The following is a 26,400-nucleotide window of genomic DNA, read 5'->3' as shown; positions in this document are numbered from 1 at the left end:
ACCATGGCGGGACCCGTCCTGGAAATGCGCTCGATCGTCAAGACCTTTCCCGGCGTCAAGGCGCTGTCGGACGTCACCCTGACCGTCCGCCAGGGCGAGGTCCACGCCATCTGCGGTGAGAACGGCGCCGGAAAGTCCACCTTGATGAAGGTGCTCTCCGGCGTCCATCCGCACGGCAGCTACGAGGGCGAGATCCTCTTCGAGGGAGAGGTCTGCGAGTTCAAGGACATCCGCGCGAGCGAGCAGCGCGGCATCGTCATCATCCACCAGGAGCTGGCGCTGTCGCCGTACCTCTCCCTGGCGGAGAACATCTTCCTCGGCAACGAGCACGCCAAGGGCGGGTTCATCAACTGGCGGGAGACCCTGCGGCACGCGACCCAACTGCTGCGCAGGGTCGGCCTCGACGACCACCCGGAGACCCGGGTCACCGACATCGGTGTGGGCAAGCAGCAGCTGGTGGAGATCGCCAAGGCACTGTCCAAGAAGGTGAAGCTGCTCATCCTGGACGAGCCGACCGCCGCCCTGAACGACGAGGACAGCGGCAAACTCCTCGATCTCATCCTGGAGTTGAAGAACCAGGGCATCACCTCGATCATCATCTCCCACAAGCTCAACGAGATCCGCAAGGTCGCCGACTCGGTGACGATCATCCGCGACGGGAAGTCGATCGAGACCCTCGACGTGAAGGCCGCGGAGACCACCGAGGACCGGATCATCAGCGGCATGGTGGGCCGCGACCTCGACAACCGCTTCCCCGAGCGCACCCCGCACGAGCCGGAGGTGGGCGCGGCACCGGCCCTGGAGATCCGCGGCTGGACCGTGCTCCACCCCATCGACCAGCAGCGCAAGGTGGTCGACGACGTGTCGATCAACGTGCGGCGCGGGGAGATCGTCGGGATCGCGGGCCTCATGGGCGCCGGCCGCACAGAGCTCGCGATGAGCGTCTTCGGCCGGACCTACGGCCGCTACGTGGGCGGCACGGTCCTCAAGGACGGCACCGAGATCCGTACGAAGTCGGTCGCCGAGGCCGTCAAGCACGGCATCGCGTACGTCACCGAGGACCGCAAGCACTACGGCCTGAACCTGATCGACACGATCAACCGGAACATCTCGTTGACCGCCCTGAACAAGGTCGCCAAGCGGGGCGTCGTCGACGAGCACGAGGAACGCCAGGTCGCCGAGCGCTACCGCAAGACCATGAACATCAAGGCACCGACGGTGTTCGAGCCGGTGGGCAAACTGTCCGGCGGCAACCAGCAGAAGGTCGTCCTCAGCAAGTGGATCTTCGCCGGTCCGGACGTGCTGATCCTGGACGAGCCGACGCGCGGTATCGACGTCGGCGCCAAGTACGAGATCTACACGGTGATCGACAAACTGGCCGCCGAGGGCAAGGCGGTCGTCTTCATCTCCTCGGAGCTGCCGGAGCTCCTCGGGATGTGCGACCGCGTCTACACCATGGCGGCGGGACGGCTGACCGGCGAGTTCTCGCGTGCAGAGGCCACGCAGGAATCGCTGATGCGCCAGATGACGAAGGACAAAGAGGTAACCCGATGAGCACGGATGTGACCGCCAAGAGCCCGGCCCCGGCGCCGCCGGGCGGCACCGGATCGGCCACGGGCGGCGGCCTGTTGCAGCTGATGCTGGACGGCATGCGCCGCAACATGCGGCAGTACGGCATGCTGATCGCCCTCGGTCTGATCGTCGCCTTCTTCGCGATCCTGACCGGCGGAGACCTGCTGCTGCCGCGCAACGTCTCCAACCTGGTCCTGCAGAACAGCTACATCCTGATCCTCGCGATCGGCATGATGCTGGTGATCGTCGCGGGCCACATCGACCTCTCGGTCGGTTCGCTCACGGCCTTCGTGGGCGCGTTCGCGGCCGTGCTGACGGTGCAGCACGACGTGCCCTGGCCGCTCGCCGTCGTCCTGTGCCTGATGGCGGGCGCGGCCGCGGGCGCGGCACAAGGGTTCTTCATCGCGTATCTCGGCATACCGTCGTTCATCGTCACCCTCGCCGGCATGCTGGTCTTCCGCGGTGTGACCGAGATCCTCCTGGAGGGTCAGACCCTCGGCCCCTTCCCCAAGGGGCTGGAGAAGATGGGCAACGGCTTCCTTCCCGAGGTCGGCCCCACCACGAACTACCACAACATCACGCTGCTGCTGGGCTTCACGCTGATCGCCTTCGTGGTCCTCCAGGAGATGCGTGACCGCAAGCGCCAGCAGGAGTTCGCCCTCGAGGTGGCGCCGCGCAACATCTTCCTGCTCAAGCTGGTCGCGATCTCGGCCGCGCTCCTCACGGTCACGATGCTGCTCGCCAGCTTCCGGGGCGCGCCGATCATCCTCCTGGTCCTGGGTGCGCTGGTGGTCGGCTACGGCTATGTGATGCGCAACTCCGTCTTCGGCCGGCACATCTACGCGATCGGCGGCAACCTGCCGGCCGCGAAGCTCTCCGGTGTGAAGGACAAGAAGGTCACCTTCCTGGTCTTCGTCAACATGGGCGTGCTCGCGGCGCTGGCGGGTCTGGCGATCGCCGCCCGTCTCAACGCGGCCTCGCCGAAGGCGGGTCTGAGCTACGAACTGGAGGCCATCGCCTCGGCGTTCATCGGCGGCGCGTCCATGAGCGGCGGTGTCGGCACCGTCCTCGGCGCGATCATCGGCGGCCTCGTCCTGGGCGTGCTCAACAACGGCATGAACCTCCTCAGCATCGGCACCGACTGGCAGCAGGTCATCAAGGGCCTGGCCCTGCTGGCGGCCGTCGGCTTCGATGTGTGGAACAAGCGCAAGAGCGGTTCCTGACACACCGGAAGGGGGCCTCGCCGACAGGCGGGGCCCCCTTTTTTCATGAACAGGAAAGTGGGGCGTCACCCGTGAAGGAACTCTTCGGCAAGCTCGCCGACGGGACCGAGATCCACCGCTGGTCGCTGGAGAACGGCGGCACACGGCTGAAGGTCCTGTCGTACGGCGGCATCGTGCAGTCACTGGAGGTACCGGACCGCGACGGCCGGTACGCCAACATCTCCCTCGGCTTCGAAACCGTCGAGGAGTACGTCGCCGGCTCCCCGTACTTCGGCGCGCTGATCGGCCGGTACGGCAACCGCCTCGCCGAGGGCCGCTTCACGCTGGACGGCACGACGTACGAGCTGTCCGTCAACGACGGCGCCAACAGCCTGCACGGCGGCTCGGGCGGCTTCGACAAGGTGGTCTGGGAGGTCGAGCCGTTCGCCCGGGACTCCGAGGTCGGGCTGTACCTGACCCACACGAGCGCCGACGGCGACATGGGCTACCCGGGCACGCTCGACGTGAAGGTGACGTACACGCTCACCTCGCGGGGTGAGTGGCGGATCGACTACGAGGCCACCACCGACCGGGCCACCGTCGTCAACCTCACCAGCCATGTGTACTGGAACCTCGCGGGCGAGGGCAGCGGCTCGGTCGGCGACCACCGCCTGACGATCGCCGCCGGTCGGTACACCCCCGTCGACTCCGACCTGATCCCCACCGGTGAGCCGGCCGGGGTCGAGGGCACCCCCTTCGACTTCCGCACGGGCAAGACGATCGCCGAGGACCTCCGCACGGCCGACCCTCAACTGCTGTACGCCAAGGGCTTCGACCACAACTGGGTGCTCGACAAGGGCGTCACGGCGGAGCCCGAGTGGGCCGCCACCCTGACCGACCCGGCGTCGGGCCGTACGCTGCGGATCGCGACGACCGAGCCGGGCCTGCAGTTCTACTCCGGGAACTTCCTGGACGGCACCCTCGTAGGACCCTCCGGGACGATCTACCGGCAGGGGGACGCGCTCTGTCTGGAGACGCAGCACTTCCCGGACTCGCCCAACAGGCCGTCCTACCCGTCGACGGTGCTGCGGCCTGGGGAGACGTACCGCTCGACGACGGTCCACACGTTCGGCTGAGGTCCGGCCGACGGCGGGTCGTCGACCCGGTGGACGGCCCGGTCGACAGCCGGTGGACGGCCCGATGAACGACCGCCTTCACAGCTCGCTCACAATTTCCCACCGAATCCTCAGTGGTTGAACAGCGCCCCCCAAGCCTCCGTATGTAGGGGCGGCCCGTGCTCCCCCGCCCGGGCCGCCCTTAGTCGTCGGACCCGGTCGTCCCCAACGGGTCCGCCCCCTACGGAGGTTCCATGGCCGACAACGTCACCTCGTTGTTCCGCAGCACTGCGGCGCACAGCCCCTCGATGGCTGCGCTGACACGTGAGGGCGGCGACGGGGTGGGTCCGGTGGACTTCTGTATCCCCTGCAACCCCTACTTCCCCACCCCCGCCATGTTCGACGACATGGCGAGCAGGCTGCGCGACATCATCACGTACTACCCGAGCAGCGCCGACACGATCACGGCCGAGCTGTGCAACCTGCTCCAGCTGCCGCCGCAGTGCGTGGCGATGGGCAACGGCTCGACCGAGCTCATCACCTGGATCGACCATCTGCTGGTCCGGGAGTCCCTCGCCGTCCCCGTCCCCACCTTCGGCCGCTGGACCGACCAGCCCATGGAGACCGGCAAGCGGGTCGACATGTTCCCGCTCCAGGAGTCCAGCGGCTTCGCCCTCGACCTCGCGCAGTACGCCGAGTTCATCCGGGCCCGCGGCACCAGGGTCGCCGTCATCTGCAACCCGAACAACCCCGACGGCGGCTTCCTCCACCGGCACGCGCTGGTGCAGTTCATGGACGCGATGGCCGACCTGGACCTGATCGTCATCGACGAGTCGTTCCTGGAGTTCGCCGACGCCGAGTCCGAGCCGTCCACGGTCCAGGACGCGGTCATGCGGCCCAACGTGGTCGTGCTGCGCAGCCTCGGCAAGAACTTCGGTCTCCACGGCATCCGCTTCGGCTATCTGGTCGCCAACCCGGCGCTCGCCGGCAAGGTCCGTTCGATGCTGCCCAAGTGGAACCTCAACTCCTTCGCCGAGCACGTGGTGTTCATGCTGAAGAACCACGGCGCCGAGTACATGGAGAGCCTGCACCAGGTCCGCCGCGACCGGCTGGACATGGCCCGCCAGCTCTCCGCCCTCCCCGGCCTGACGGTGTACCCGTCGCAGGGGAACTTCCTCTTCGTGCGCCTGCCCGTGGGCGCCGAGGGCACCGTGGTCCGCGACCGGCTGCTCACCGAGCACCGGATCCTGGTCCGCGAGTGCGGCAACAAGGTCGGCTCGTCCAGTCGCTTCCTGCGACTCGTGGTCCGGCCCCAGGTGGACGTGCGTCGCCTGGTGTCAGGCCTGGAGTCGGTTCTCTACGGGTCCAGGAGGGGAGCCGCCGTACCCGAGCTGAGCACCGGGACCAGCTACAGCTCGGGTACGGCGGCCGTGGACCGCCTGATGGGCGAGACCAACGGCACCGGGATGCACAACCTCTCCGCGCAGGCCATGAGCATGCCGGCCCCCGCGCCCGCCTCCTCCATGCAGTTCGCGTCCCCCGCGCCCACGCCCGCTCCGGCCCCGGCCCCGGCGCCCGCCGCCGCCTCCATGCAGTTCCCGGCCCCGGCCCCCGCGCCCACTCCGGCGCCGATGCCGATGCCGGTGCCGGTGCCGGTGCCCGCGCCGGCCCCGATGCCCGCCGCACCGGCCGCCGCCATGCCGGCCCCCGGCCTCCAGCCCGTCGCCCAGACCGGCATGCCCGGCCTCGCGGCCGCCGCCCAGGGCCGCCGCACCATGGGCGCGGCCCAGGGCCTCACCGCCGCCCAGGTACGCGGCCGCACCCAGCCGGAGCCCCTGGAGGAGCCGCAGGGGTGGCCGGCGGCGGGAGCGGTGTACAACCAGGTGGGCTGAGGCTCGTCCCGGCACATCGACACATCGAACACATCGGTACACCGGCACACCGGCACACATCAATGACCGACGCCCCCAACGGGCCCTTTACGGGCCGCTGTTGGGGGCGTCGGCGTTTCGCATCGGAGACCGCCCCGCCCTGCACGGACGAGGCGGTCTCCGGTGAAGTGAACGACGGTGGGCCCGAATCCGTACTTCCTGTCGCCGGTGGGACATCTCGGTCACTTCGACGCGCCGTCACCCCGTCACGCCGTCGGAATCAAAACGCAACGCACACGGCCCCGAACGCACCGGCACGCACCATACGATCAAGCCCGATCACGACTCCCGAAGTCGCGTCCCGTAGTCGCGCGTCTCGAACCGGCCGGAAGCCGGACTGGAAGCTGGAAGTGGGTGGACCGTGCGCCACAACGCCCGGACGATCGTGGCGGTCACGGCCGCACTGGGACTCGCGGCCGGGCTGTCCGGCTGCGGCGGCGGCGCGGACGCGGAGTCGGGGACGGTGTCCCTGACGGTCGTCGCGACCAACTACGGCGACAGCGTCCGCAAGAACTCCGAGGGCTACTGGGACCGCGTGGCCCTCGCGTTCGGCGCCGAGCACCCGGGGATCGACGTGGACGTCCAGGTCCACGACCCGGACGAGGTCGACGAGAAGGTGGCCGAGCTCGTCGAGCGGGGCGAGACACCGGACATCGTGCAGACGGACAGCTACTCCGAGTACGCCGCGCGCGACCTCCTCTACAGCGCCGACGAGGTGCTGTCGGTCCCGGTCCAGGCCTCCTTCGTCCGGAGCCTCGCGAACGCCGGGGAGATGGACCGCGCGCAGTACGGCATGCCCTTCACCGCGAGCACCCGGCTGCTCTACTACAACAAGGACCTGTTCGCCCAGGCGGGCCTGGAGCCCCCGAAGACCTGGGACGAACTCGTCGCCGCCGCACGGGTGTTGAAGGCGCGTGGGGTGGCGTACCCGATCGCCGTACCGCTCGGCCCGGAGGAGGCGGAGGCCGAGACGCTGACGTGGCTGTTGGCCGGCGACGGGGGTTACACCGACTCCACCAACCGCTACGACATCGCGTCCGCCGCCAACGTGGCGACGCTGACCTGGCTGAAGGAGGACCTGATCGGCGAGGGTCTCACCGGCCCGGTCCCACCCGGCGACCTGAACCGGGGTGAGGCGGTCGAGGCCTTCCTCACCGGTGAGGCGGCCATGGTCAACGCGCCCCTGTCGCTGATCCGCCAGATCAGGGACTCCTCCGACTCCGTGCCCTACGGTGCCGTACCGCTGCCGAGCCGCGACGGCAAGGAGACGCCCACCATGGGCACCGCCGACTGGGTCGTCGCCTTCCGCAACGACGACCACCGCACCGCCATCGGCCAGTTCCTCGACTTCCTCTACACCGACAAGTACGTGACCGAGCAGGCCGCCCAGTACGAACTGCTCCCCGTCACCACGTCCGCCGCCGACGCGATGCGCGCCGACAAGGCCCACAAGCCCCTCTGGAACGGCCTCGACACCCTCCAGAACCTCCGCCTCTACCCCGTCGCCGAGACCAACTGGTCCGAGGTGGCCACCGAGATCCGCCGCCGGATCGGCAAGGCGGTGACCCCGGACGGAGACCCCGAAGAGGTGCTGGAGTCGATCGCGAAGGTGGCGCGGTAGGAGACCGGCACGGCAGTGGCGGGTTGTGCTGGCGCGGAGAGGCGGTTCGGAACGCGGCACAACGCGGCAACGCGGCAACGCGGCAACGCGGCAACGCGGAGAACGCCGGGAAGCAGGCGATCCGCGTACGCGTTGTGCTGTCGCATGAGCCTGCGATTTTCGCTGATGGGTCCCGTACGAGCCTGGCGCGACGAGGAGGAGATCGAGCTGGGGCCACGCCAACAGCGTTCGGTGCTGGCGGCGTTGCTGCTGAACAACGGTGTCCGGCTGAGCAACGACCAGCTGATCGGCATGGTCTGGGACGACCCGACGCCGAGCGCGGTGATGGCGTTGCGGACGTACGTGTACAAGATCCGCAAGGCGCTTCCGGAGTTGGACCTGAAGTCCAAGGACGGCGGGTACACGGTCCGCGCGGAGATCGTCGACGACTGCGGCGGCGAACCCCTGGAGGGCCTCCGGAGTGCCTACTTCGACGCGCAGCGGGTGCGGCTCGGCGACCACCGGCTCAAGGCGCGCGAGGACTGCCTTGAACGCGAGTTCGACGTACTGGAGCTGCAGGCTCACGTCGCCGCCTTCCCCCTCAGGGAGCGTCCCCGCGCCCTCCTGATGCGCGCGCTCTACCTGGAGGGAAGACAGGGCGAAGCACTCGACCACTTCCACCGGGCACGTGCCCTCCTCCGCGCGGAACTCGGTCTCGAACCAGGGCCTGAGCTGCGCAGGGTCCACGCGCAGATCCTCAGCGGCGACCTCACCCCGCCGCACAGGCCGGAGCAGCTGCCGCCGGACCTGATCGACTTCACCGGCCGTACCGAGGAGATCGCGCAGGCTCTGCGGACGCTGCCGGGCACCGTAGGCATCACCGGTATGCGGGGCAGTGGCAAGACCGTGCTGGCCACCCGGATCGGCCACCTCGTGAGAGGCCGCTTCCCGGACGGGCAGATCTTCGTCAGGGGCCGGGACGTCGCCGGTGAGCTGTTGCGGGCGATCGGTGTGGAGAACCCCGTCGGTGACAAGGCCACGCTGTGGCGGGAGAAGGCGCGCGGCAAGCGGTTCCTCGTCGTGGTCGACGACGTGCGGGACGCGGCTTCCGTGCGCGATCTGGCCACGCCCGGCTCGGCGATGATCCTCACGAGCGTCCGCCGGTTGCACGAGCTGCCCGGGGTGAGCTGGGTGCAGATCGCCGGGCTGACCGAGCGGGAGGCGCGGGAGTTCTTCCGCAGGACCATCGGAACGGTGCGCGCGGACGCGGAACCCGAGCAGGTCGAGGTACTGCTGGAACACCTCTCGCGACTGCCGGCCCCGATCAGGGTGGCCGGCGGCAAGCTCGGCTCGCGCCCCGACTGGACGATCGAGATGTTTCTGCTGCAGATGCGGCGGGAGGGCAAGTCCGCCGACGCGCTCCCGTCCGACTGCGCCGCGATGCTGGCCCCGATGATCGCGGCGGATCAGGATCTCACCGATCCCGAACGGCACCTGCTCAGGTGTTTCGCGCGCCGGGACACCGAGGTGATCGACTCCCACGAGGCGGCGCGGATGTCCGGGTCCGACCCCGGTGAGATCGAGGGGGTGCTGGAGTCGCTCGCGGGGGTCCACCTCATCGAGCCGCTCGTGCTCGGCCGCTACCGGGTGCCGCAGTTCGTGCGCGTCTTCTTCGGGCTGCGCACACCGGTGCCGGTCAGCTGAGGGGCGAGTGAGGGCGCGCGAGGCGTAGCACCGAGCGAGGGCGAGGCGAGGCGTAGCACCGAGCGAGGGCGAGGCGAGGCGCAGGGCGTCGAGACCGGGCCGCTTCCTTCCGCACGCCCTGACCAGGCGGTATATACGGAATTTATACGCCGACGATCCTGCGGGGCCACGTTTGCAGACATGTCAACCAAGGAATTCCAGGGCAAGAAGGCACTCGTCACCGGCGCCACCTCGGGCATCGGCCGCGCGATCGCGGTCAAGCTCGCGGAGGCGGGTGCCACCGTCTACGTGACCGGGCGCAGGGCCGAACTCGGCAAGGAGACCGTCGAACTGATCGAGCGGGCGGGTGGCACGGGCCACTTCGTCGTCGCGGACGTCGCCAACCTCGACGAGGTCCGCAGCCTCGCCGCGGAGGTCGGCGAGGTGGACGTGCTCGTGAACAACGCGGGCATCTTCCCGTCCTCGCCGACCCCCGAGCAGTCGCTCCACGACTACGAGCAGATATTCGACGTCAACGTCCGCGCGACCTACTTCCTGACGGCCGCGCTCGTGCCCGCCATGGTGGCGAGGAAGAAGGGTGCGATCGTCAACGTGTCGTCGATCGCCGGGCAGATCGGCACCGCGGTGGGCTCCGTGTACAACGCCTCCAAGGCCGCGATGGACGCACTGACCCGATCGTGGGCCGTCGAGTTCGGCGCGGCGGGCGTGCGCGTCAACTCCGTGGCACCCGGTCCGATCCGCACCGACATGGCCGTCGACACAGTGGGCGAGATGTTCGAGGCGTTCAGCCAGAGCACGCCGCTCACCCGGGCCGGCCAGCCCGAGGAGATCGCCGAGGCGGTGGCGTTCCTGGCCTCCGACAGGGCCGGCTACATCACCGGTGCGGTGCTCGTCGCCGACGGCGGCTACGTCGCGACCTGAGGCATCGACCAGGCCGCCACCCTGGCCGTCGGCGCCGCCACCACACCTGAAGCCCTCACCACCGCGGCGGCCACGGGGAACACCACCCCCGTGGCCGCCGCGGCCGTCTGCACCCTCACGAAGGAGATGACCGAAGGCCCCCTCTGCTGATCGATGGACGGAAACCGATCAGCCGAGGTCGGGCGGATTCGATCACCACCCGATCGAATTCATACGGTTGCGACCAGGCGTGATGTCCTCTCGATCCACTGGGTACTCATCGGGCGAGCACGGCTAGCGTGGGCGGTGTGCGGCAGTTCGCCTTTGACGCCCAGCGCCCCGTGTTCGTACCCATCGACACCCATCGAGAGGAGGCGGCCGTGATGCCGGGCGGGGAGAGGAACGGCGGAGTCCGTGCGACGGGCGGAGCGGGCGGCGACGCCCCGGCCCTCCCTCCCGAAACGCTCCTGCTGAAACGCCACTTCACCGCGGAGAACCTCCCCCTGGTGCGTGCCCAGGTCGAGGACACGGCCGCCGCGGCGGGCCTCGGCGGCGTACGGCTCGGCGAGTTCACCCTCGCGGTCAGCGAGATCGCGGCCAACGCGGTCGAGCACGCCGGCGGTCAGGGCCGCCTCGAACTGCGCCTTCTCCCCCACGAGTTGGAGTGCCGCATCACCGACGACGGCCCCGGCTTCACCCCCGCCATCCCGGAACTCCTCCCGGGCCTCACCGGCACCTGCCCCGGCCGCGGCCTCTGGCTCGCCCACCTGGTCACCGACCGCCTGACGGTGACGACGGACAGGGCGGGGGCGGGCACGGGGACAGGGACGGGGACGGAAGTGACGCTGGCTATGCGGTTGGGGTAGAGCAACGATCCCGATACAGAGCGAGATTTCAGAACTCTCCCCTTCTGCCCGCCATGCGGCGCTATGCTCTCGGCTTCTGAACAGGCGACGCAGAAAGCAGGGGGTCGGCATGGCTGAAACGGTGAAGTGCGGTAAGTGTTTGGCCACCAAGATCCCAGGCACCCCTTGTCAGGGTTGCGGCGACGCGAGCTGAGGCCCTGGAGAGCGGCCACCTGATGGACGCATACGAGGAACTGCTCAGCCTGGCGCGCAACACGGCCTCCATACTCGTGGAAAAGGGCATCAGGCCCCGCCCGTATACGGCAGACGATGGCACTACGGTCGAGGGATGGCGCGTCGAGCAGTTGCCAGGGCATGAGCGGAGTGAGTATCGCGGCAGCGACAACTGGGAGGAGTTCCGCAGCGCCAACGAGCTGATTCTCGCCACCGACGGACGCTTCTTCACGTACACCGAGATCTGGAACAGCCATTCCGTCCTGAGCGGCAGCCCCGTCGACGAACACACTCGGGAACTGCGGCACCAGTCGTCCGCCCACCTGGTCTCCCTCGGCCCGGGCAAGCCGTTCGCAGCGGCCTCCACGATGCTGGAGAGACTGCCGTGGACCGCGGTCTCCTATGCGCCACCTCAGATCCGCCCCGTGTCTCCCGCGCCTCCCGCTCCCCGACGAGGGACCGTACCGCCCCCGGTGAGGCCGCCGGCACGCTCCGGAGATCTCGTTGGTGCCGTCCTGGGATTCGGCGGTGGATTTCTCCTCGGCTGTGCGGTGGGTTGCGTCTCCGCGCTCGTCCTGGGGGTGGCGCTGAGCCTCGGTGGTCTGGACGGTGACACCGTCGGTGTGACGACATTCTCCGCAGCGATGTTCTGCGTGGCGACAGGTACGGCGATCGGCACCGTCCAGGGATGGCGCAAAGAGACATGATCCGTGGCGAGTTGGCCGCACGAGCCCCAACCCGGGTCGCGCCACGCTCAGTTCGCCCCGTCGGTCGACATCCTCGTCCCGGCCGGGGTGGAGTCCTTCGTGATACGTTCCTGCCGCCGTGCACTGCTGCGAACTGAGGAGGTGAGACCGATCAACGCTTTGACAGGTCGGGCCTCCCTCCCTCGCATGGCCTAGGGAGTTGCCCGCAGAGGCATCCCGAAAGGCATGAATCGCTATGCGCTTCCTCTCTGAGACGTCGTCCGACGGCGTCCGCGAACAGCTCTTCACCCTCGGCGATATTCCTGGCGTGCTGTGGACGCCGGAAGATGCCGTCGCCACGCGTCCGCTCGTCTTGATGGGACACGGTGGCGGTCAGCACAAGAAGGCCCCTGGCATCCTGGCTCGTGCACGCCGCTTCGTGATCGACGGCGGTTTCGCGGTCGTGGCGGTCGACGTTCCCGCCCACGGCGACCGGCCGAAGGTCGAGGAGTACGACCGGATCGCGACTGAGAACCAGGCTCGCGTGGCAGCCGGTGAAGAATTGGCCCCGCTGATCGCCGGCTTCCAGGCGCTCGTGGCCCGCCAGACCGTGCCGGAATGGCGGGCGGTCCTGGACGCGGTTCAGCAACTGGAGCACGTAGGCGCCGCCCCGGTGGGCTACTGGGGAGTCTCGCTGGGATGCGGACTCGGTGTTCCGTTCGTCGCTGCCGAAACGCGGGTCCGCGCAGCGGTGCTGGGCCTGGGCGGGGCGCTGGCGTCGGCCGAGGCCGCCGCGCGGATCAACGTTCCGGTGGAGTTCTTGGTGCAGTGGGACGATGAGCGGGTGCCGCGAGCTCAGAGCTTGGCGCTGTTCGACGCCTTGGCGTCGGCCGAGAAGACGTTGCACGCCAACCCCGGCAAGCACGGGGAACTCCCGGCATTCGAGCTGGAGAGCGCGCTGAGGTTCTTCGCCCGACACCTCGGCTGAGTCCACGGCCCGCCACGCGCCGATCGGAACCGGATCCCGATCGGCGCGTCTGCCGCGAACCATCCGCAGGGGCGCCGGATCAGTGGTGTGGACCGGGCCGTGAGGCCTTGGTGACGCCCGGTCAGGCCAGCAGGACGTTTGCGTCGGGGACACGAATGTCGTGGCGCGGAGACACGGTCAGCCCGGGGCGATACGGCTGAGGTGCTCCCAGGACCGGTACAGATCCGCTTGGTCCTGGCCCATCGCCAAGACATGATCGAAGGACTGGCTGCCGACGATCAGCCGTCGGGGCGGGTCCGGCAGTGCGGCCAAGCTCCGCGATGACCGGAGCAGTCGCGGCGGGCTCCGGGGCGACCGCGTCGCCCCACATCGCCTCCATCTCGGTGCGCAGGGGCTGATACTGCGTCAGGGGATAGGTGGTCGTGGTGCCGATAGTGAACAGGCCGGTGTCGTAGCCGCCCATCTGCACGATGGTGACCTTGATGCCGAACCCCTCGACCTCCATCGCCAGTGCCTCGCTGCCCGAGTCCAGCGCGGCCTTGCCTGCACCGTAGAAGCCGACGGTGGCCATGCCACCGCCGCTGCCCATCGAGGTGACCTGGGCGGCAGCCACTACGCGGTCGCCGCCCGCGACGTAGAGGGTGACTCCGGGACCGGACCGCTTTTGATCGCGCGGGCCTGCGGCTGTCCGTCCTCGGCGGCGTCCGTCTCGTCATCCGTGTGCGGGTCGCGTAGTTGCCGCCGGCCCGGCGCCGGCGGGCGGGTGAAGGCATAGCGGCCGAGGAAGTTGATGTGGTCGTCCTGAAGTGGGGAGAGCCGGGAGCAGTTCGTCGGTCATGGGGAAGCCGTCGGCGGCGAGTTGCTTGACGGCGGCGTTGGTGTAGAGGCCGTTGAAGAGCACGACGGCGTTCAGGGCCAGACCGAGCGCGCCGAGCTGGTCCCTTATGCCCTCGCGGTAGTGCTGGCGCAGTTCGCCGCGCCGCCCAAAGAAGATCTTCCGGGCGAGGCGGTGGCGGGCCTCGGTGACTCAACAGGCATGCGAGGAACGTAGAGCTCGCCGGCATACTCCCCGAGGGCCGGTCCTAGCCGTTGCGGGTGACCGCCGCTTCGGCCGCCAGCGGCTCGTCGTGGCCGGTCGCGCCGTTGTCCACCTCCCCGAGGGGCGCGGAAGCGGTCGCCGCCCTCTCCTTCAGGTGCTGCCGGATCGAGTACGTCAGAGCCGCCGCCCAGAGGGCGTACACGGCGAGGTAGACCACCGCGCTCACCGCCCCCGGCGCCGCGATCCAGTCGCTGTTCAGCAGCGTGCGGACATTGGTGGCGATGATGACGCCGCCCACCGCCGAACCCAGCACCCTCGGCGGGACCATGCGGACCAGCCACGCGGCGATGGGGGCGGCGATGAGACCACCGAGGAGGAAGGCGGTGACCCAGGCCCAGTCCAGGCCCTGGGAGCCGAGGGAGAAGAGGAAGCCCAGGCTCGCGGAGACCGCCACGAGGAACTCGCTGGTGTCGATGGAGCCGATGACCTTGCGGGGTTCCATACGGCCGCTGGCCAGCAGCGCCGGTGTGCCCACGGGGCCCCAGCCGCCCCCGCCGGTCGCGTCGAGGAAGCCGGCGACCAGGCCCAGCGGGGACAGGAACCGCTTGCGCAGGGGTTGGCCGAGGCGATCCTCGGGCAGGCCGCGCAGGGTGAAGCGGGACAGGACGTAGAGGCCGAGCCCGAGGAGGATCAGCGACATCATGGGGCCGGCGACCTCGGTCGACAGCGAGGAGAGGACGGTCGCGCCGAGGAACGCGCCCACCGCGCCCGGTACGCCGATCCTGGCGACGACCTTCCAGTCCACGTTCCCGAACCGCCAGTGCGAGGCGCCCGACATCAGGGTCGTACCGATCTCGGCGAGGTGCACCGTGGCCGAGGCGGCGGCCGGGTTGGTGCCCATGGCGAGCAGCAGCGTCGTCGAGGTCACGCCGTAGGCCATGCCCAGGCTGCCGTCCACGAGCTGCGCACCCAGACCCGCCAGCGCGAGCAGTACCAGCGTCCGCATTCGTCCTTCGTCCCGTCTTCCGCCACCGCTGTTTCCTGGCTTTCCCACCGGTTAAGTAGGGATACGCCGAACGGCAACGGTACGAGATCAAGCTGAGGAAAGGCTGAGGAGGGGGTAACGATCCTGTGCACGGGGACGAAGACGGGGACCGCCGCGGAGATCCGTCAGAAGGGCCCTAAGGGTTCTCCCAGGCCGCCGGCTCCGCCGCCAGCTCCTTCACCGGCTCGGGCAGCGCGTCGGCCGCGATGTCGGCGACCGTGACGCCCTCCAGGATGCGGCGGACGTTCGCCCGCAGCGCGATCCACAGCGGCAGCAGCGGCTCGGCGGAGCCGGTGTAGGTCAGGCCGGTGGGCCGTTCGCCGCGCACCGACACGATGGGGCCGTCCACCGCCCTGATGACATCGGCGACGGTGATCGAGGCGGCGTCCCTGGCGAGCCGGTAACCGCCGCTGCCACCGCGCCGACTGGTGACGACTCCGCCCCGCCTCAGGTCCCCGAGGATGCCCTCCAGGAACTTGTGCGGAATCTCCTGCACGGTCGCGATGACTTCCGCCTTCACCGGACCGCTGTCCTGCCGCACGGCGACTTCCAGTACCGCGCGTACGGCGTAATCCGCCCGTGCCGAGATCCTCATGGCCAACATTGTCGGCCACGCGGAGGCCGTGACGGTCCCGCGCGGTCCCGCGCCGGTGGGGGCGCGGGAGCGGGGTCGTTCTCTCAGCCGAGCCGGATCACGTTCCACGACAGCGGTTCGAGGACCGCGCTGAGCACGCCGTCCCGGAGTGACGCCCCCTCACCCGCGTGCGGGGTGACCCGCTCGGGCTCCGTCAGCGTGTTCCGTGCGTCCGGGTCCGCGTCGGCCAGCACGCCGTGCTCGACGATCCGGGTCAACTCCATTCCGTTCAGGGCGACTTCCAGCGGCAGTGCCTCCGTGCGACCCCGGTTGACCGCGAACACGGTCACCGACCCGTCCTCGGCCCGCACCGCCGTCGCGTGCAGCAGATCCGCCTCGCCGTACTTCTTCGTCTCGTACGTCGGCGAGTCCACCCGTACGTCGAGCACCTCGCCCCTCCCGTACCGCGCGGCCTGCGCGAACGGGAAGAACGTCGTCTGCCGCCAGGCCGGGCCGCCGGGCTCGGTCATGATCGGGGCGATGACGTTGACGAGTTGGGCGAGGCAGGCGACGGTGACGCGGTCCGCGTGCCGGAGGAGGGCGATGAGGAGCGAGCCGAAGACGACGGCGTCGGTGACGCTGTAGTTGTCCTCCAGCAGACGGGGGGCCTCCGCCCAGTCCCGCACGCCGGAGTTCTCGATCGCGTGCCACTCCGAGATGTACCAGACGTTCCACTCGTCGAAGGAGAGGTTGATCTTCTTCTTGGACTTCAGCCTGGCGCCGATGTGGTCACAGGTGGCGACCACGTTCTCGATGAAGGACTCCATGTCGACGGCGGAGGCGAGGAAGGAGTCGATGTCGCCGTCTTCGGGCTGGTAGTAGGCGTGCAGGGAGATGTAGTCGACGAGGTCGTACGTCTCCGCCAGGACCGTCGCCTCCCACTCGGCGAACGTCGGCATGGACTGGCTGGAGGAGCCGCAGGCGACGAGTTCGACGTGCGGGTCGATCTGGCGCATCGCGCGGGCCGTCTCGGCGGCGATGCGGCCGTACTCGGTCGCCGTCTTGTGGCCGGTCTGCCAGGGGCCGTCCATCTCGTTGCCCAGGCACCAGAGTCTGATGCCGAAGGGGTCCTTGTCGCCGTGGGCGGCGCGGAGGTCGGAGAGGGCGGTGCCGGCGGGGTGGTTGGCGTACTCCTGGAGTTCGAGGGCCTCGGCGACGCCCCGGGTGCCGAGGTTGAGGGCCATCATGGGCTCGGCCCGGGGCCCGATCTTCTTCAGGAATGCGATGTACTCGGAGAGGCCGAAGCGGTTGGTCTCGGTGGAGCGCCAGGCGAGGTCGAGGCGGCGGGGGCGGTCCTCGGCGGGGCCGACGGAGTCCTCCCACTTGTAGCCGGAGACGAAGTTGCCGCCGGGGTAGCGGATCGTGGTGACGCCCAGTTCGCGGACCAGGTCCAGTACGTCGGTGCGCAGGCCCGCCTCGTCGGCGCTGGGGTGGTCCGGTTCGAAGATGCCGGTGTAGACGCAGCGGCCGAGGTGTTCCACGAAGGAGCCGAAGAGTCGGGGGTTGACCTCGCCGACCTTGAAAGCGGGGTCGAGAGTGAAGCGGGCGGTGCGGGTCATCTCGGGGCGGCCCTTCGGTGTTCGGTGCTCGGTGCTCGGTGCTCGGTGCTCGGTGCTCGGGCTTCGGTGCTCGGGCTTCGGTGCTCGGTTCTCACCGCTACCGCTCGCTGTTCGGCATTACGGACGGCGCTCGTTGAGCCGAACGGGACGTTAGGGTCGAAGCCGGAGCGAGTCAATGGGGCCCCGTCCCCGCGGCCCTGACGGGCCACGACCCAATCATCGTTCGTCAAAATTCAACGATCGTTGGATTCTCATGGTGCCGGTGGGCGGCGGCACGTAGGGTCGGCGGGTGTCTTCGCTCCCCGGCGCCCTTGCCGAGACCCTGGCCCGACTCGACGTCCGTATCGCGCAGACCGGTGCCGACCGGAGCCGACTTCTCGACGCGGGGGCCCTGGCGGAACGTACGGCCCTCGGCGAGGACGAGGTGCGGGCCCTGCTCGACGGGGACACGCCGGTGGCGGACCGGGTCGACGACCGGGTGCGCCGGCGGGTGCGGGCGGTGCACGAGGCGTATGTCGCCCGGAGCGGGAAGCGGGCCGGGGAGGTCGGCAGGGAGGTCGCGGAGCGGCTCTCGATCAGTCCCGAGTGGGCCCGGCAGCTGCTGCTCGGCAGGAAGATGCCCAACGTGCCCGATCTGACCGAACTCGCCGAGTTCTTCGGGATCGAGGACGGCGTCCGGTTCTTCACCGACCCGGCCGCGACCGTCCTGCACCGGGAACTCGGGCGGGTCCTGGCGGGACTCGACGGAGGCGCGGACGACGACGGCCCGCTGGTCGAGTTCGCCACCCGGCACGGGATCGTCACGCTCGCGCTGCGCGGGCAACGGCTCACCCCTCGCAAGCAGGAGGCGCTCGCTGTCATGCTCGAAGGGCTGCTCGGCATCGACGACGAGGAGGCCCGGCGATGAGCCGCGACGAGCGCACGGGGACCGGGCGGGCCATGGGATCCACCGGGCCGCGCGAGTCCACCGGGCCGCGCGACTCCACCGAGCCGCCCGGGCCGCGCGGAGTGCGCTGGGTACGCGGGGTACTCGGCAGGGTGCGGGGCGCGCTGGTGCCGTCGCGGTCCGGCGCCGAGATGCGGAAGCTGACGGCCGGGCTCAGCAAGGCGGTGCGGGGGAGGCTCGACGCGCCCGTCGGTGTACGGGAGTTGGGCGCGGCGCTGTGTGCGGAGATGAGCGCGCGGCGGGGTGGGCGGCCGGTGAAACTGCGGTTCGAGCGGTTCCCGGACGGGATCGGGGTGACCGGACTGTGGATGGAGTTCCCCGACTTCGATCTGGTGATCGTCGAGGAGCGGGCCGAGACCGTGCAGCAACTGGTCATCCTGGGGCATGAGTTGTGGCACATGCACGCCGGGCACTGCCATCACCATCTGCCGGGGGCGGACGCGGCGGCGCTCGCGTCCGCGGACCCGGGCGGGCCGGGCGCGCCGGGCGGGCACGCGTCCGCGGTGCCGCCGCTCTCCCCCGAGCTGTCGGCCGCCCTCGGGCAGGGCGGTACGCCCATCGCGGCCCGCAACGGCTCGCACGAGTCGGACGAGCAGGAGGCCGAGGACTTCGGGCATCGGCTGGCGACCGCCTTCCGTCCCTGGGTGGACACCGGGCAGAGCGGGTCCGCCGGAACTGCCGGAGCCGCCGGAGCCGCTGGACCAGCCGGGTCCGGCGACCCGGTCGGGCAGGCCATCCAGGCGGCCCTGGGCTATCGCCGGCACAGGAGATGAGGGGGACGGCCGTGCCCGCGACGACGACCGGGACCCTCGGCTCCGCCGGTCCCGCCGACTTCTTCGGTGAGCTGTACATCTCGTTCTGGATCCCCACGGCCGTCCTGACCGCCGCCCTGGTGATCAAACTGCCCAGCATCGTGAAGCTGTGGCGGGACTCGCTGCTGCGGGCGGTCGGCGGGCTGCTGCTGCTCGCCTGCTGCGTGTTCGTGTTCGCGGTGCCCTCGGTCATCGCGTGGACCAACCGCGTCGTGGGCGTGCCGAACGTCGCCGCGCCCTGGGTGTACTCCCTGATCACCGCGTTCTGCGCGTGCTGTCTGCTGCTGCTCGTCGCCTGGCGCAACGGCCCCGCCGACCGCTCGCCGGCGACCCGTCGGCTCATGCGGTGGGTCGTCGCCGTGTACTCGGGGGTGATCGTCGTCCTGTGGGTGCTGTTCGCGCTGGCGGACGTCCCCCGCGAGCGGCTGCGCGACCTGGACACGTACTACGCCACGACGCCCTTCATGCGCGAGGAGATCCTGCTCTACCTCGTCGCGCACACGGTGGCCTGCCTGATCACCTACCGGCTGATCCGGAACTGGGTGCGCGCGGAGAGCCTGGACGTGTGGCTGCGCGGCGGCCTGCAGGCGCTGGCCCTGGGCTGCGCGCTCAATCTGGTGTTCGACGCCGCGAAACTCACGGCGGTGGTCGCCCGGTGGACGGGGCACGACCTGGACTGGCTGAGCACGGACGTGGCGCCGCCGGTCGTCGCCCTGGCGGCCATCTGCATCGCGGTGGGCTTCATCCTGCCGCACGGCGGTCAGTATCTGCAGGACCGCTGGCGGGTGCGCAGGAGCCATCAGCGGCTGCGGCCGCTCTATCAGCTGACCCGGACCGTCGACGGCTCCCGCGTCCCCTTCGCGCTGCGCGCCACCCCGGAGTTGCGGCTCACCCGCCGGGAGACGTTCATCCGGGACGCCCTGCTCCGGCTGACCCGTCACCTCGACGGGGATCTGCGGCGCCGCGCGTACGACGCCGCGCTGGACCTCGGACACGAGGCCGGCCGGGCGAAGGCCCTTGCCGCCGCCGTGGCGATCCAGGACGCGGTGGCGACGCGGAGGCGGTCGCCGGAGAGCGGGGCCACGGCCACGCTGGTCGCGGGCCCCCTCGTCTTCCCGGGTCTCGGGACGGGTGCGGGCGATCCGGCGGGGGCGTCCGGTCGTACGGCCTTCCCCGAGCTCACGGTCTCCTCCGACCCCACCGATCTGCTGCAGGACATCGAGGCCGTGTCGCTGGTGCTGCGTGAGCCGGCCGAGATCGAGGCGGTACGAGCGCTCGCCGCCGCGTCCTCCCCGGCGGAGAACGGTGTACCCGTACGTGAGTGAACGCCCCTCCCCCGCCGGTCCGTCGTCAGCGGCGGCCCGGTCCGCCGTCGTGCTCGGCGGCTCGCTCGCCGGACGCCCGCGGCAACGCCCTGGCCAGCCTGCTCGCCCGGCCGGAGGCGAACCCCAGCCGGCGCGCCCGGCCGGGGGCAAGCGCCTCGCCCCGGTGGCACATGCACCGCTCCCCGCCCCGCCGGTCCTCCGCCCGGAGCCGCCCCGTCCGCCGTCGAACCCCGGACCGGGAGGCCCCGTGGTTCAGCCCGCGAACGCGGGCTGAGCCAAGCCCTTCCCCGCGCCCGGTACCACCAGCAGGGAGCCCGACAGGGGGTGCGGGGTCTCTGTTCCCGTGCGGGCCGTGGTGATGTAGAGGTCGGTGAGGTCGGGGCCGGCGAAGGCGCAGGCGGTGGGCCGGGGGGTGGGGAGGCTGATGACGCGGTCGAGGGTGCCGGTCGGGGTGTAGCGGCGGACCGCGCTCCCTTCCCAGAGGGCGACCCAGACACAGCCCTCGGCGTCGACGGTGAGTCCGTCGGGGAAACCGCCGCCGTCCTCGATGGTGACGAAGGGGCGCCGATCGACGGGCAGGCGGACGCCGTCGCCGGTGTCCGTGTAGTCGAAGACGTCGATCCGGCGGGTCGGCGAGTCGATGTAGTACATGAGACTGCCGTCCGGGCTCCAGCCCGTCCCGTTGCTCACGGCGACGTCGTCGAGGACCGTCGTGGCGAGGCCCTCCGCGGTGAAGCGGGCCAGGGTGCCGCCGCCCGGGGCCTCGTCGTAGCGCATGGTGCCGGCGAAGAGGGAGCCGTCGGGGGCGACGGCGGCGTCGTTGGCGCGACGGCCCGGGACCGGCTCGTGGTGCAGCCACCGGAAGGAGCCGTCGGGGTCGGTCAGACCGACGCCGTCCCGGAGGTTCAGGACGAGGCCGCCGCCGGCGCGGGGCTTGACCGCGCCGACGTGCTGCTCGGTGACGAGGACCGTGCGGCGGCCGGAGGCCGGGTCGTAGGTGTGGACCCGGGAGCCGAGGATGTCGATCCAGATCAGGCGCTGGGCGGCGGGGTCCCAGGTGGGGCCCTCGCCCAGGGCCGCGTACTCGCGGACCGCGACCTCGTAACCCGAGTGACTCGTGTTGGTGCTCATGCCACGCTCCGGTGGCCGAGGCGCTCGGACAGTTCCGCGGCGCCCTTGGCGGCGAGCTGCTCCAGCTCGATCCGGCGCTCGTCGCTCCAGCGGATCATGGGGACGGAGATGGAGATCGCGGCGACGACCCTGCCGGTGCGGTCGCGGACCGGCGCGGCGACGCAGGAGACGTCCGGGTTGGACTCGCGGTTCTCCACGGCGAGACCCCGCTCACGGATCCGGGCCAGGGCCTCGCGCAGAGCGGCCGGGTCGGTGATGCTGTTGGGAGTCATGGCGACCAGGTCGGCGTCGTCCGGGATCCGGGCGTTCAGCTCGACCTCGGGTAGGGAGGCGAGGAGCATCTTGCCCACGGAGGTGCAGTGCGCCGGGAGGCGGCGGCCCGCGGCGGAGACCATGCGCACGGCGTGCGTGGAGTCGACCTTGGCGATGTAGATGACGTCGGTGAACTCCAGGATCGCCACGTGCACCGTCTCGTCACAGGTCTCGGCGACGGACCGGGCCACCTGCTGGCCCTCGGCGGCGAGGTCCAGCTGCTCGGCGTAACGGCTGCCGAGCTGGTAGGGGCGGACCCCGAGGCGGTAGCGCCCGGGCTGGCCCTGCACCTGGACGATGTACCCCCGGGCGGCGAGCGTGGTGACCAGCTCGTGCACGGTGGTACGGGGGAGCTGGAGTCTGCGCACGATGTCGGGGGCGGACAGCGTGCCGTCCCCGTCCAGGAAGAGCTCCAATATGTCGAGCGCCCGGGTCACAGCAGGTACAAGGCGTCCCACGGTCGGCCCCCTTCCTCTGGCAGTCGGTCTGTCTGCGGCAGTGTTCGAAATTTCAACGGTCGATCGGCATGACGAACACAGGCTAGTCATAGTGCGTTGACCGGGCAATAACCGCGGACGATCGAGCGGGGAGGGAGGGGCCGGAGGGCGCGTTGCCGGGTGCGGGTGCGTGGGAGCCGGTCGCGCGGATCCCCGCGCCTCCGAAAAGCCGGGGCCGCGCCCCGTGCTTCCCAGACCCGCAGGGCCTGGCTCTCGGGGGCGCGGGGAACCGCGCGACGGTCACCGCCGCCCGCGCGGATCCCCCAGCTCCCCCCGCAACCGCTGCGCCCGAAGCACCAGCTCCAGCTCGAAGCGGCGATCGGGATCATCGATCTCGTCGCCCCAGAGTTCACGAATCTGCCGGAGACGATACCGAACGGTTTGCGGGTGCACACCAAGCCGTGTGGCGATCTCGGGTGCCCCGCCCCGGGTCTCCAGCCACGCGAGCAGCGTCTCGGCGAGGCGCCGGCCGTGGGTGGGGCCGCAGTGGGCGAGCGGGGCCAGGCAGCGCAGGGCGAGGTCGTCGATCAACTCCTCGGGCTGGAGGAGGACGAGGGCCTCGGTGTGCTCGGTGCAGTACAGGACTTCTCCGGCGGGCAGCAGCCGCCGCTCCATCAACCGCACCGCCGCCTCCGCCCAGTGCAGCGACTTCGCCGCGTCGGCCAGCGGCACCGGCGGGCCGATCGCGCCGGACCAGCCGGTCAGCGCGCGGTGCAGGAGCTCGGGGCGGCCGGCCGCGGCCGGTTCGGGGACGACCATGCGGGGCTGCTCGTACTCCATGTCGAGCAGGACGCCCTGGCCGACGGCGGGCGCCATGGCCTCACGGGCCGGGCGTAACAGGACCCCGACCGCGACCCTCTCCGGGAGGGTCCAGCCGATCCGGGCCGCGCGTTCGGCGAGCGCGTCGGCCGGGTCGCCCCGGTGGTGCTCGGCGAGCAGCAGCTCCATCAGTCGGCGTTGCAGTCGCAGACGCTCGCCCGCCTGCCGGGCCGCCGCCTCCGCGTAGCCGCGCACCGACTGGTCCACCAGACCGTCCAGGTACTCGTATCCGGCGTCGACGAGTTCGTACATCGCGGGCGGCGGGATCTCCACGCGCTGGCCGATCTCCGCGAAGCGGCGCCAGGCGAGGCGTACGCCGAGGCGGTAGATCGCCTGGAGGGAGTCGAGGCTGCGGCCGTTCAGGCCCTCGCCGCGGCCGAACTCCTGGAAGACACCGGGAGGGACGCGGGGGCGGCCCTCGGCGGTCTCCAGGTGCTGCACGAAGACCTCGATCGCCCGGCGGATCCCGATGAGGGCCATCGGTTCGCCGGAGTCGTCGAGGACGACGGGCAGGTGCGGGTACTCGCGGCGGATCTCGCCCAGGATCTCCTCCGCGAGGGCGGGGGCCTCGGCCATGGCGATCGCGGCGAACTCGCGCACCTGGAGGCGCGGCACGTCGTGCCAGGCCGAGCGGACCGTGACGGTTCCCGGGACACCGGTCACCCCTCAGCGCTCCCGGCCGGCGTTCTCGTACGTGATGAGCGGCGTGTTCGGCTGGTCCGGCGTCGCGTCGAGCAGCGCGACGATGCCGAGCGCGGCCCCCAGCGCGAGAGCGGCGGCGGCCACCATGGTGAGCACGGCGGCGAGCATTCTGGACATCGCAGGGTCAGCCTCTCGATCGACAGGTCGTCCCCACCCAGGCACCCCGCCGACTCAGTGTCAGCAATGCATTGACACTGCGTCAAGACTCCGCCTACGGTTCCCGGCCCATACGTCACGCGCACCTTCCCCTGGCGTCGTCTTTGCCGCACATCTACCCGAGCCGCACCTCCCAACGCCCCCTGGAGTGCCCGGATGCGCCGTACTGCCTCACCGTTCTCACTGGTCCTGCTGGGCCTGGGCACCTTCCTGCTGGTGCTCGCGCCGCTGCTCGCGTGGTACGTGCAGCCACGGGCCGCCGTGAATCCGATCGACATCGACACGACCGCCGTCTACACCGGCACGGGCAGCGTCTTCGACGTGGAGCAGGTGAAGACCGTGCCGGACCAGAAGATCACCGTGACCCAGCGGGTACGCGGCGATGTGGCCGAAAGTGAGCGCAGCGGGGCCGCGGTGTGGGACGTGATCACCTCGGTCGACACCGACAAGTCGCTGCCGGCGGCCGACCCGCACGACGCGCTGGACTTCACCCCGCACCGCTGGGTCAGCGACCGGAAGACCAACCGGCCGGTGCACTGCTGCGAGGAGAAGCCGTACATCGAGGGCGAGGCGTACCTGAAGTTCCCCTTCGACGTGCAGGAACGCTCCTACCGCTGGTGGGACAACACGCTCGGCGCGACGGTGACGCTCCACTACGAGGGCCGGAAGAAGATCCGGGGCTACGAGGGGCTGCGCTTCACGGCGAAGGTTCCGGCCACGAAGACCGGCTCGCGGCTCGTCCCCGGCGCCCTCGTCGACGAGCCGAACCGGCCGCAGGTGCTCGCCGAGGAGTGGTACGCCAACCACGGTCTCGAACTGGTCGTCGACCAGAGCACGGGACGTGTGCTGTACGCGCAGACCGGGCCGCGCCGGACGCTGCGGGCCCCCGGCGGCGACGAGGACGCGGCGGTGCTGCTCGACAGCCGGAAGCTCGCGTTCACCCCGGCGACGCAGAAGTTCGCGGTGGACCAGGCGGAGAAGGACAGCGGCCTGCTGCGACTGGTGGGGCGGACGGTACCGATCGGTAGCGCTGCGCTCGGTTTCGCCCTCGCCGCGACGGGTGCCGTTTTGGTCACGCGCGGGAGGCGGCGCCCCGATACGCCCGAGTCGTCCCAGGATCCCCTCACGATGTGACAGGGCGTCAGTTCAATAAACCCCGGAAATTGTCACGCCGGTGAGTAGCAGCTTCGAACCGCTGGGCGAAAACTGTCCACCCCACCCGAGCACAGCCCACCCACACCTCGCCCACAAGAACCCACCCCCACCCGAAGCCAGCCGAAGCCAGCCGAAGCCAGCCGAAGCCAGCCGAAAACCGTAGAAGACCGTAGAAGACGGCAGAAGCCGTCGGAACCAACAGACCCATCCGGACCCCCCGCCCACCGGAACATCCCCCACAGCGAACGTCCTTCTCCCCGCTGAGTTCCGCACCCCGAGACGAGTTGGAGCACCCATGCCCCAGCACGTGCCGTTCTCGCTGGTCGAGGTGTTTCCGCGCCTGGACCAGCACCGTTCGGCAGGCCCCCCACAGCCGCGCCGGATCGTCTTTCTCGCCCGCCGTGACCTGGGTAATCCGGCGGCGGGGGGCTCCGAGCTCCTCGTCGACCGGCTCGCCGACGGACTGACCGGACTCGGCCACCAGGTCACCCTGTTGTGCGGCGGCCCCGCGGCCTACCGCGACTACCGGGTCGTCTCCGCCGGCGGCGACCTGAGCCACCATCTGCGCGCCAAGTCGACCTTCGCCCGTCAGGTCGGCGACTGCGACCTCCTCGTCGAGGTGTGCAACGGCATGCCCTACCTCGCTCCGCTGTGGCACCGCGGTCCGACGATGTGCCTGGTCAACCATGTGCACACGGATCTGTGGCAGCAGCGGTTCGGCGGCCCGCTGGCCCCGGCCGCACGGCTCGGCCGAAGACTCGAACACTGGTCGCTGACGGCGGCGCAACGCCGGAACCTGCTGGTCGCCGTCTCCTCGTCCACGGCCACCGCGCTCCGCTCGATCGGTGTCGAGCGGGAGCGGATACGGGTCGTGCACAACGGCGTCGAAGAGCCCGGCCCGCGGGCCGATCGGTCACCCGAACCGCTGTTCGTGGCGGTGGGGAGGCTGGTCGAGTACAAGCGGATCGATCTGCTGCTGCGGCTCTGGGAACGGGTACGGCCGGTCACGGGCGGACGGCTCGTGATCGTCGGCGACGGGCCCGAGCGGGCGCGGCTGGAGGCGATGGCCGGGGCCGGTGTCGAGTTCGCCGGGCATGTCTCCGAGGAGGAGAAGCACCGGCTGCTGTGTGCGGCCTGGCTGCTGCTGCATCCGTCCTCGGTGGAGGGATGGGGGCTGGTCGTCACGGAGGCCGCCGTGCGGGAGACCCCCTCGGTCGCCTTCGACGTGCCCGGCCTGCGGGACTCCGTCGTGGACGGGGAGACCGGTGTGCTCGCCCGGGGCGAGTCGTCGTTCGCGGCGGCCTGGTGCGCGCTCACCCTGTCGACCGATCGGCGGGTACTGATGGGGAAGGCGGCGCGGGAGCGCGCCGCGCACTATCGGTGGGATCGCACGGTGCGGCAGTTCCGGGCGGTGGCTGCGGAGGCCGTGCGGGGTTGGTCTCCTTGAGCGCCAAACGGGTTGCCACAAGGGTGCGTTGGCGAGAGCGGATG

At 70.4% G+C, this 26,400-nt stretch carries 24 protein-coding genes and 1 pseudogene; 15 read left to right on the top strand and 10 right to left on the bottom strand.

Annotation, left to right across the window (positions count from 1 at the left end; genetic code table 11):
* The first annotated feature begins 3 nt into the window (after window positions 1–3).
* From mmsA to K1J60_RS31190, 10 genes are all read left to right on the top strand, one after another.
* A complete protein-coding gene (gene mmsA, locus K1J60_RS31235) occupies window positions 4–1,554 on the top strand; it encodes a multiple monosaccharide ABC transporter ATP-binding protein (protein ID WP_220649121.1) in 1,551 nt (516 codons plus the stop codon).
* Window positions 1,551–2,795, top strand: a complete 1,245-nt coding sequence (mmsB, locus tag K1J60_RS31230; protein WP_220649120.1) for a multiple monosaccharide ABC transporter permease — start codon at window positions 1,551–1,553, stop codon at window positions 2,793–2,795. Before mmsA ends, mmsB begins: the two co-directional genes overlap by 4 nt.
* Complete coding sequence (locus K1J60_RS31225; protein ID WP_450166678.1) at window positions 2,768–3,910, top strand: aldose epimerase family protein; 1,143 nt, start codon at window positions 2,768–2,770, stop codon at window positions 3,908–3,910. Before mmsB ends, K1J60_RS31225 begins: the two co-directional genes overlap by 28 nt.
* A 233-nt stretch (window positions 3,911–4,143) precedes the next feature.
* A complete protein-coding gene (locus K1J60_RS31220; RefSeq protein ID WP_220649118.1) occupies window positions 4,144–5,781 on the top strand; it encodes a pyridoxal phosphate-dependent aminotransferase in 1,638 nt (545 codons plus the stop codon).
* A gap of 400 nt (window positions 5,782–6,181) precedes the next feature.
* A complete protein-coding gene (locus K1J60_RS31215) occupies window positions 6,182–7,441 on the top strand; it encodes an ABC transporter substrate-binding protein (RefSeq protein ID WP_259408006.1) in 1,260 nt (419 codons plus the stop codon).
* A 144-nt stretch (window positions 7,442–7,585) separates the two neighbouring features.
* Window positions 7,586–9,124 carry an AfsR/SARP family transcriptional regulator gene (locus K1J60_RS31210; RefSeq protein ID WP_220649117.1) on the top strand — a complete coding sequence of 513 codons (1,539 nt, stop codon included), beginning with the start codon at window positions 7,586–7,588 and terminating at the stop codon, window positions 9,122–9,124.
* Between the two features lie 180 nt (window positions 9,125–9,304).
* Window positions 9,305–10,045, top strand: a complete 741-nt coding sequence (locus tag K1J60_RS31205; protein ID WP_220649116.1) for an SDR family NAD(P)-dependent oxidoreductase — start codon at window positions 9,305–9,307, stop codon at window positions 10,043–10,045.
* 362 nt (window positions 10,046–10,407) lie between these two features.
* The gene (locus K1J60_RS31200; protein WP_398684311.1) at window positions 10,408–10,890 is read left to right on the top strand and encodes an ATP-binding protein; all 483 of its coding nucleotides are present in this window, start codon (window positions 10,408–10,410) and stop codon (window positions 10,888–10,890) included.
* 215 nt (window positions 10,891–11,105) lie between these two features.
* A complete protein-coding gene (locus tag K1J60_RS31195) occupies window positions 11,106–11,810 on the top strand; it encodes a hypothetical protein (protein WP_220649115.1) in 705 nt (234 codons plus the stop codon).
* A gap of 235 nt (window positions 11,811–12,045) precedes the next feature.
* Window positions 12,046–12,777 (top strand): dienelactone hydrolase family protein, encoded by a 732-nt coding sequence (locus K1J60_RS31190; protein WP_220649114.1) that lies wholly within the window; start codon window positions 12,046–12,048, stop codon window positions 12,775–12,777.
* A 121-nt stretch (window positions 12,778–12,898) separates the two neighbouring features.
* Here K1J60_RS31190 and K1J60_RS31185 read toward each other — a convergent pair whose 3' ends face one another.
* From K1J60_RS31185 to arfA, 5 genes and pseudogenes are all read right to left on the bottom strand, one after another.
* On the bottom strand, window positions 12,899–13,390 hold the full coding sequence (locus K1J60_RS31185; protein ID WP_259408005.1) for an SDR family NAD(P)-dependent oxidoreductase: 492 nt from the start codon (window positions 13,388–13,390) through the stop codon (window positions 12,899–12,901).
* Window positions 13,391–13,500: 110 nt separating this feature from the next.
* A pseudogene (locus K1J60_RS31180) lies at window positions 13,501–13,804 on the bottom strand (Tn3 family transposase); the annotation flags it as partial.
* Window positions 13,805–13,859: 55 nt separating this feature from the next.
* Window positions 13,860–14,822 (bottom strand): sulfite exporter TauE/SafE family protein, encoded by a 963-nt coding sequence (locus K1J60_RS31175; RefSeq protein ID WP_220649113.1) that lies wholly within the window; start codon window positions 14,820–14,822, stop codon window positions 13,860–13,862.
* Window positions 14,823–14,997: 175 nt separating this feature from the next.
* Window positions 14,998–15,456 carry an RrF2 family transcriptional regulator gene (locus K1J60_RS31170; RefSeq protein ID WP_220649112.1) on the bottom strand — a complete coding sequence of 153 codons (459 nt, stop codon included), beginning with the start codon at window positions 15,454–15,456 and terminating at the stop codon, window positions 14,998–15,000.
* An 83-nt stretch (window positions 15,457–15,539) separates the two neighbouring features.
* On the bottom strand, window positions 15,540–17,054 hold the full coding sequence (gene arfA, locus K1J60_RS31165; protein ID WP_220649111.1) for an arabinosylfuranosidase ArfA: 1,515 nt from the start codon (window positions 17,052–17,054) through the stop codon (window positions 15,540–15,542).
* 289 nt (window positions 17,055–17,343) lie between these two features.
* Between arfA and K1J60_RS31160 the strand changes: the two genes are divergently transcribed.
* From K1J60_RS31160 to K1J60_RS31150, 3 genes are read left to right on the top strand one after another with little or no spacing between them, the layout of a single operon-like run.
* Window positions 17,344–17,961 carry a transcriptional regulator gene (locus K1J60_RS31160; protein ID WP_220649110.1) on the top strand — a complete coding sequence of 206 codons (618 nt, stop codon included), beginning with the start codon at window positions 17,344–17,346 and terminating at the stop codon, window positions 17,959–17,961.
* Window positions 17,958–18,773, top strand: coding sequence for a toxin-antitoxin system, toxin component (locus K1J60_RS31155; RefSeq protein ID WP_259408004.1), 816 nt, complete (start codon window positions 17,958–17,960; stop codon window positions 18,771–18,773). The genes K1J60_RS31160 and K1J60_RS31155 overlap by 4 nt, the downstream gene beginning before the upstream one ends.
* Complete coding sequence (locus tag K1J60_RS31150; protein WP_220649109.1) at window positions 18,770–20,137, top strand: MAB_1171c family putative transporter; 1,368 nt, start codon at window positions 18,770–18,772, stop codon at window positions 20,135–20,137. Before K1J60_RS31155 ends, K1J60_RS31150 begins: the two co-directional genes overlap by 4 nt.
* Window positions 20,138–20,162: 25 nt before the next feature.
* On the opposite strand, the gene K1J60_RS31145 is transcribed toward K1J60_RS31150, so the two are convergent.
* The 5 genes from K1J60_RS31145 to K1J60_RS31125 form a co-directional block, all read right to left on the bottom strand.
* On the bottom strand, window positions 20,163–20,309 hold the full coding sequence (locus tag K1J60_RS31145; protein ID WP_220649108.1) for a hypothetical protein: 147 nt from the start codon (window positions 20,307–20,309) through the stop codon (window positions 20,163–20,165).
* 80 nt (window positions 20,310–20,389) lie between these two features.
* A complete protein-coding gene (locus tag K1J60_RS31140) occupies window positions 20,390–21,268 on the bottom strand; it encodes an SMP-30/gluconolactonase/LRE family protein (RefSeq protein WP_220649107.1) in 879 nt (292 codons plus the stop codon).
* Window positions 21,265–22,038 (bottom strand): IclR family transcriptional regulator, encoded by a 774-nt coding sequence (locus K1J60_RS31135; protein WP_220649106.1) that lies wholly within the window; start codon window positions 22,036–22,038, stop codon window positions 21,265–21,267. The genes K1J60_RS31140 and K1J60_RS31135 overlap by 4 nt, the downstream gene beginning before the upstream one ends.
* A 279-nt stretch (window positions 22,039–22,317) precedes the next feature.
* Window positions 22,318–23,559, bottom strand: coding sequence for a helix-turn-helix domain-containing protein (locus tag K1J60_RS31130; RefSeq protein WP_220649105.1), 1,242 nt, complete (start codon window positions 23,557–23,559; stop codon window positions 22,318–22,320).
* 3 nt (window positions 23,560–23,562) lie between these two features.
* Entirely contained in the window at window positions 23,563–23,715 is a 153-nt protein-coding gene (locus tag K1J60_RS31125; protein ID WP_192829653.1) for a hypothetical protein, read from the bottom strand.
* 195 nt (window positions 23,716–23,910) lie between these two features.
* Here K1J60_RS31125 and K1J60_RS31120 point away from each other — a divergent pair, with 195 nt between their 5' ends.
* Window positions 23,911–24,888 (top strand): DUF3068 domain-containing protein, encoded by a 978-nt coding sequence (locus K1J60_RS31120; RefSeq protein ID WP_220649104.1) that lies wholly within the window; start codon window positions 23,911–23,913, stop codon window positions 24,886–24,888.
* Window positions 24,889–25,204: 316 nt separating this feature from the next.
* A complete protein-coding gene (locus tag K1J60_RS31115) occupies window positions 25,205–26,356 on the top strand; it encodes a glycosyltransferase family 4 protein (RefSeq protein ID WP_220649103.1) in 1,152 nt (383 codons plus the stop codon).
* The last annotated feature ends 44 nt before the right edge of the window (window positions 26,357–26,400 follow it).

The sequence above is a fragment of the Streptomyces akebiae genome, from assembly GCF_019599145.1.
GTDB classification, from domain to species: domain Bacteria; phylum Actinomycetota; class Actinomycetes; order Streptomycetales; family Streptomycetaceae; genus Streptomyces; species Streptomyces akebiae.
The sequence above is the reverse complement of the archived record's forward strand: the minus strand, read 5'-3'. Positions and strand labels throughout refer to the sequence as shown.

Bases quoted from the DNA above. Each gene is read 5' to 3' on its own strand.
- K1J60_RS31155 (WP_259408004.1), top strand. From the start codon at position 17,958: ATGAGCCGCGACGAGCGCACGGGGACCGGGCGGGCCATGGGATCCACC.
- K1J60_RS31190 (WP_220649114.1), top strand. From the start codon at position 12,046: ATGCGCTTCCTCTCTGAGACGTCGTCCGACGGCGTCCGCGAACAGCTC.
- K1J60_RS31120 (WP_220649104.1), top strand. From the start codon at position 23,911: ATGCGCCGTACTGCCTCACCGTTCTCACTGGTCCTGCTGGGCCTGGGC.
- K1J60_RS31205 (WP_220649116.1), top strand. From the start codon at position 9,305: ATGTCAACCAAGGAATTCCAGGGCAAGAAGGCACTCGTCACCGGCGCC.
- arfA (WP_220649111.1), bottom strand. From the start codon at position 17,054: ATGACCCGCACCGCCCGCTTCACTCTCGACCCCGCTTTCAAGGTCGGC.
- K1J60_RS31145 (WP_220649108.1), bottom strand. From the start codon at position 20,309: ATGTGCCACCGGGGCGAGGCGCTTGCCCCCGGCCGGGCGCGCCGGCTG.
- K1J60_RS31200 (WP_398684311.1), top strand. From the start codon at position 10,408: ATGCCGGGCGGGGAGAGGAACGGCGGAGTCCGTGCGACGGGCGGAGCG.
- K1J60_RS31150 (WP_220649109.1), top strand. From the start codon at position 18,770: ATGAGGGGGACGGCCGTGCCCGCGACGACGACCGGGACCCTCGGCTCC.
- mmsA (WP_220649121.1), top strand. From the start codon at position 4: ATGGCGGGACCCGTCCTGGAAATGCGCTCGATCGTCAAGACCTTTCCC.
- K1J60_RS31210 (WP_220649117.1), top strand. From the start codon at position 7,586: ATGAGCCTGCGATTTTCGCTGATGGGTCCCGTACGAGCCTGGCGCGAC.
- K1J60_RS31125 (WP_192829653.1), bottom strand. From the start codon at position 23,715: ATGTCCAGAATGCTCGCCGCCGTGCTCACCATGGTGGCCGCCGCCGCT.
- K1J60_RS31175 (WP_220649113.1), bottom strand. From the start codon at position 14,822: ATGCGGACGCTGGTACTGCTCGCGCTGGCGGGTCTGGGTGCGCAGCTC.
- K1J60_RS31115 (WP_220649103.1), top strand. From the start codon at position 25,205: ATGCCCCAGCACGTGCCGTTCTCGCTGGTCGAGGTGTTTCCGCGCCTG.
- mmsB (WP_220649120.1), top strand. From the start codon at position 1,551: ATGAGCACGGATGTGACCGCCAAGAGCCCGGCCCCGGCGCCGCCGGGC.
- K1J60_RS31195 (WP_220649115.1), top strand. From the start codon at position 11,106: ATGGACGCATACGAGGAACTGCTCAGCCTGGCGCGCAACACGGCCTCC.
- K1J60_RS31220 (WP_220649118.1), top strand. From the start codon at position 4,144: ATGGCCGACAACGTCACCTCGTTGTTCCGCAGCACTGCGGCGCACAGC.
- K1J60_RS31140 (WP_220649107.1), bottom strand. From the start codon at position 21,268: ATGAGCACCAACACGAGTCACTCGGGTTACGAGGTCGCGGTCCGCGAG.
- K1J60_RS31170 (WP_220649112.1), bottom strand. From the start codon at position 15,456: ATGAGGATCTCGGCACGGGCGGATTACGCCGTACGCGCGGTACTGGAA.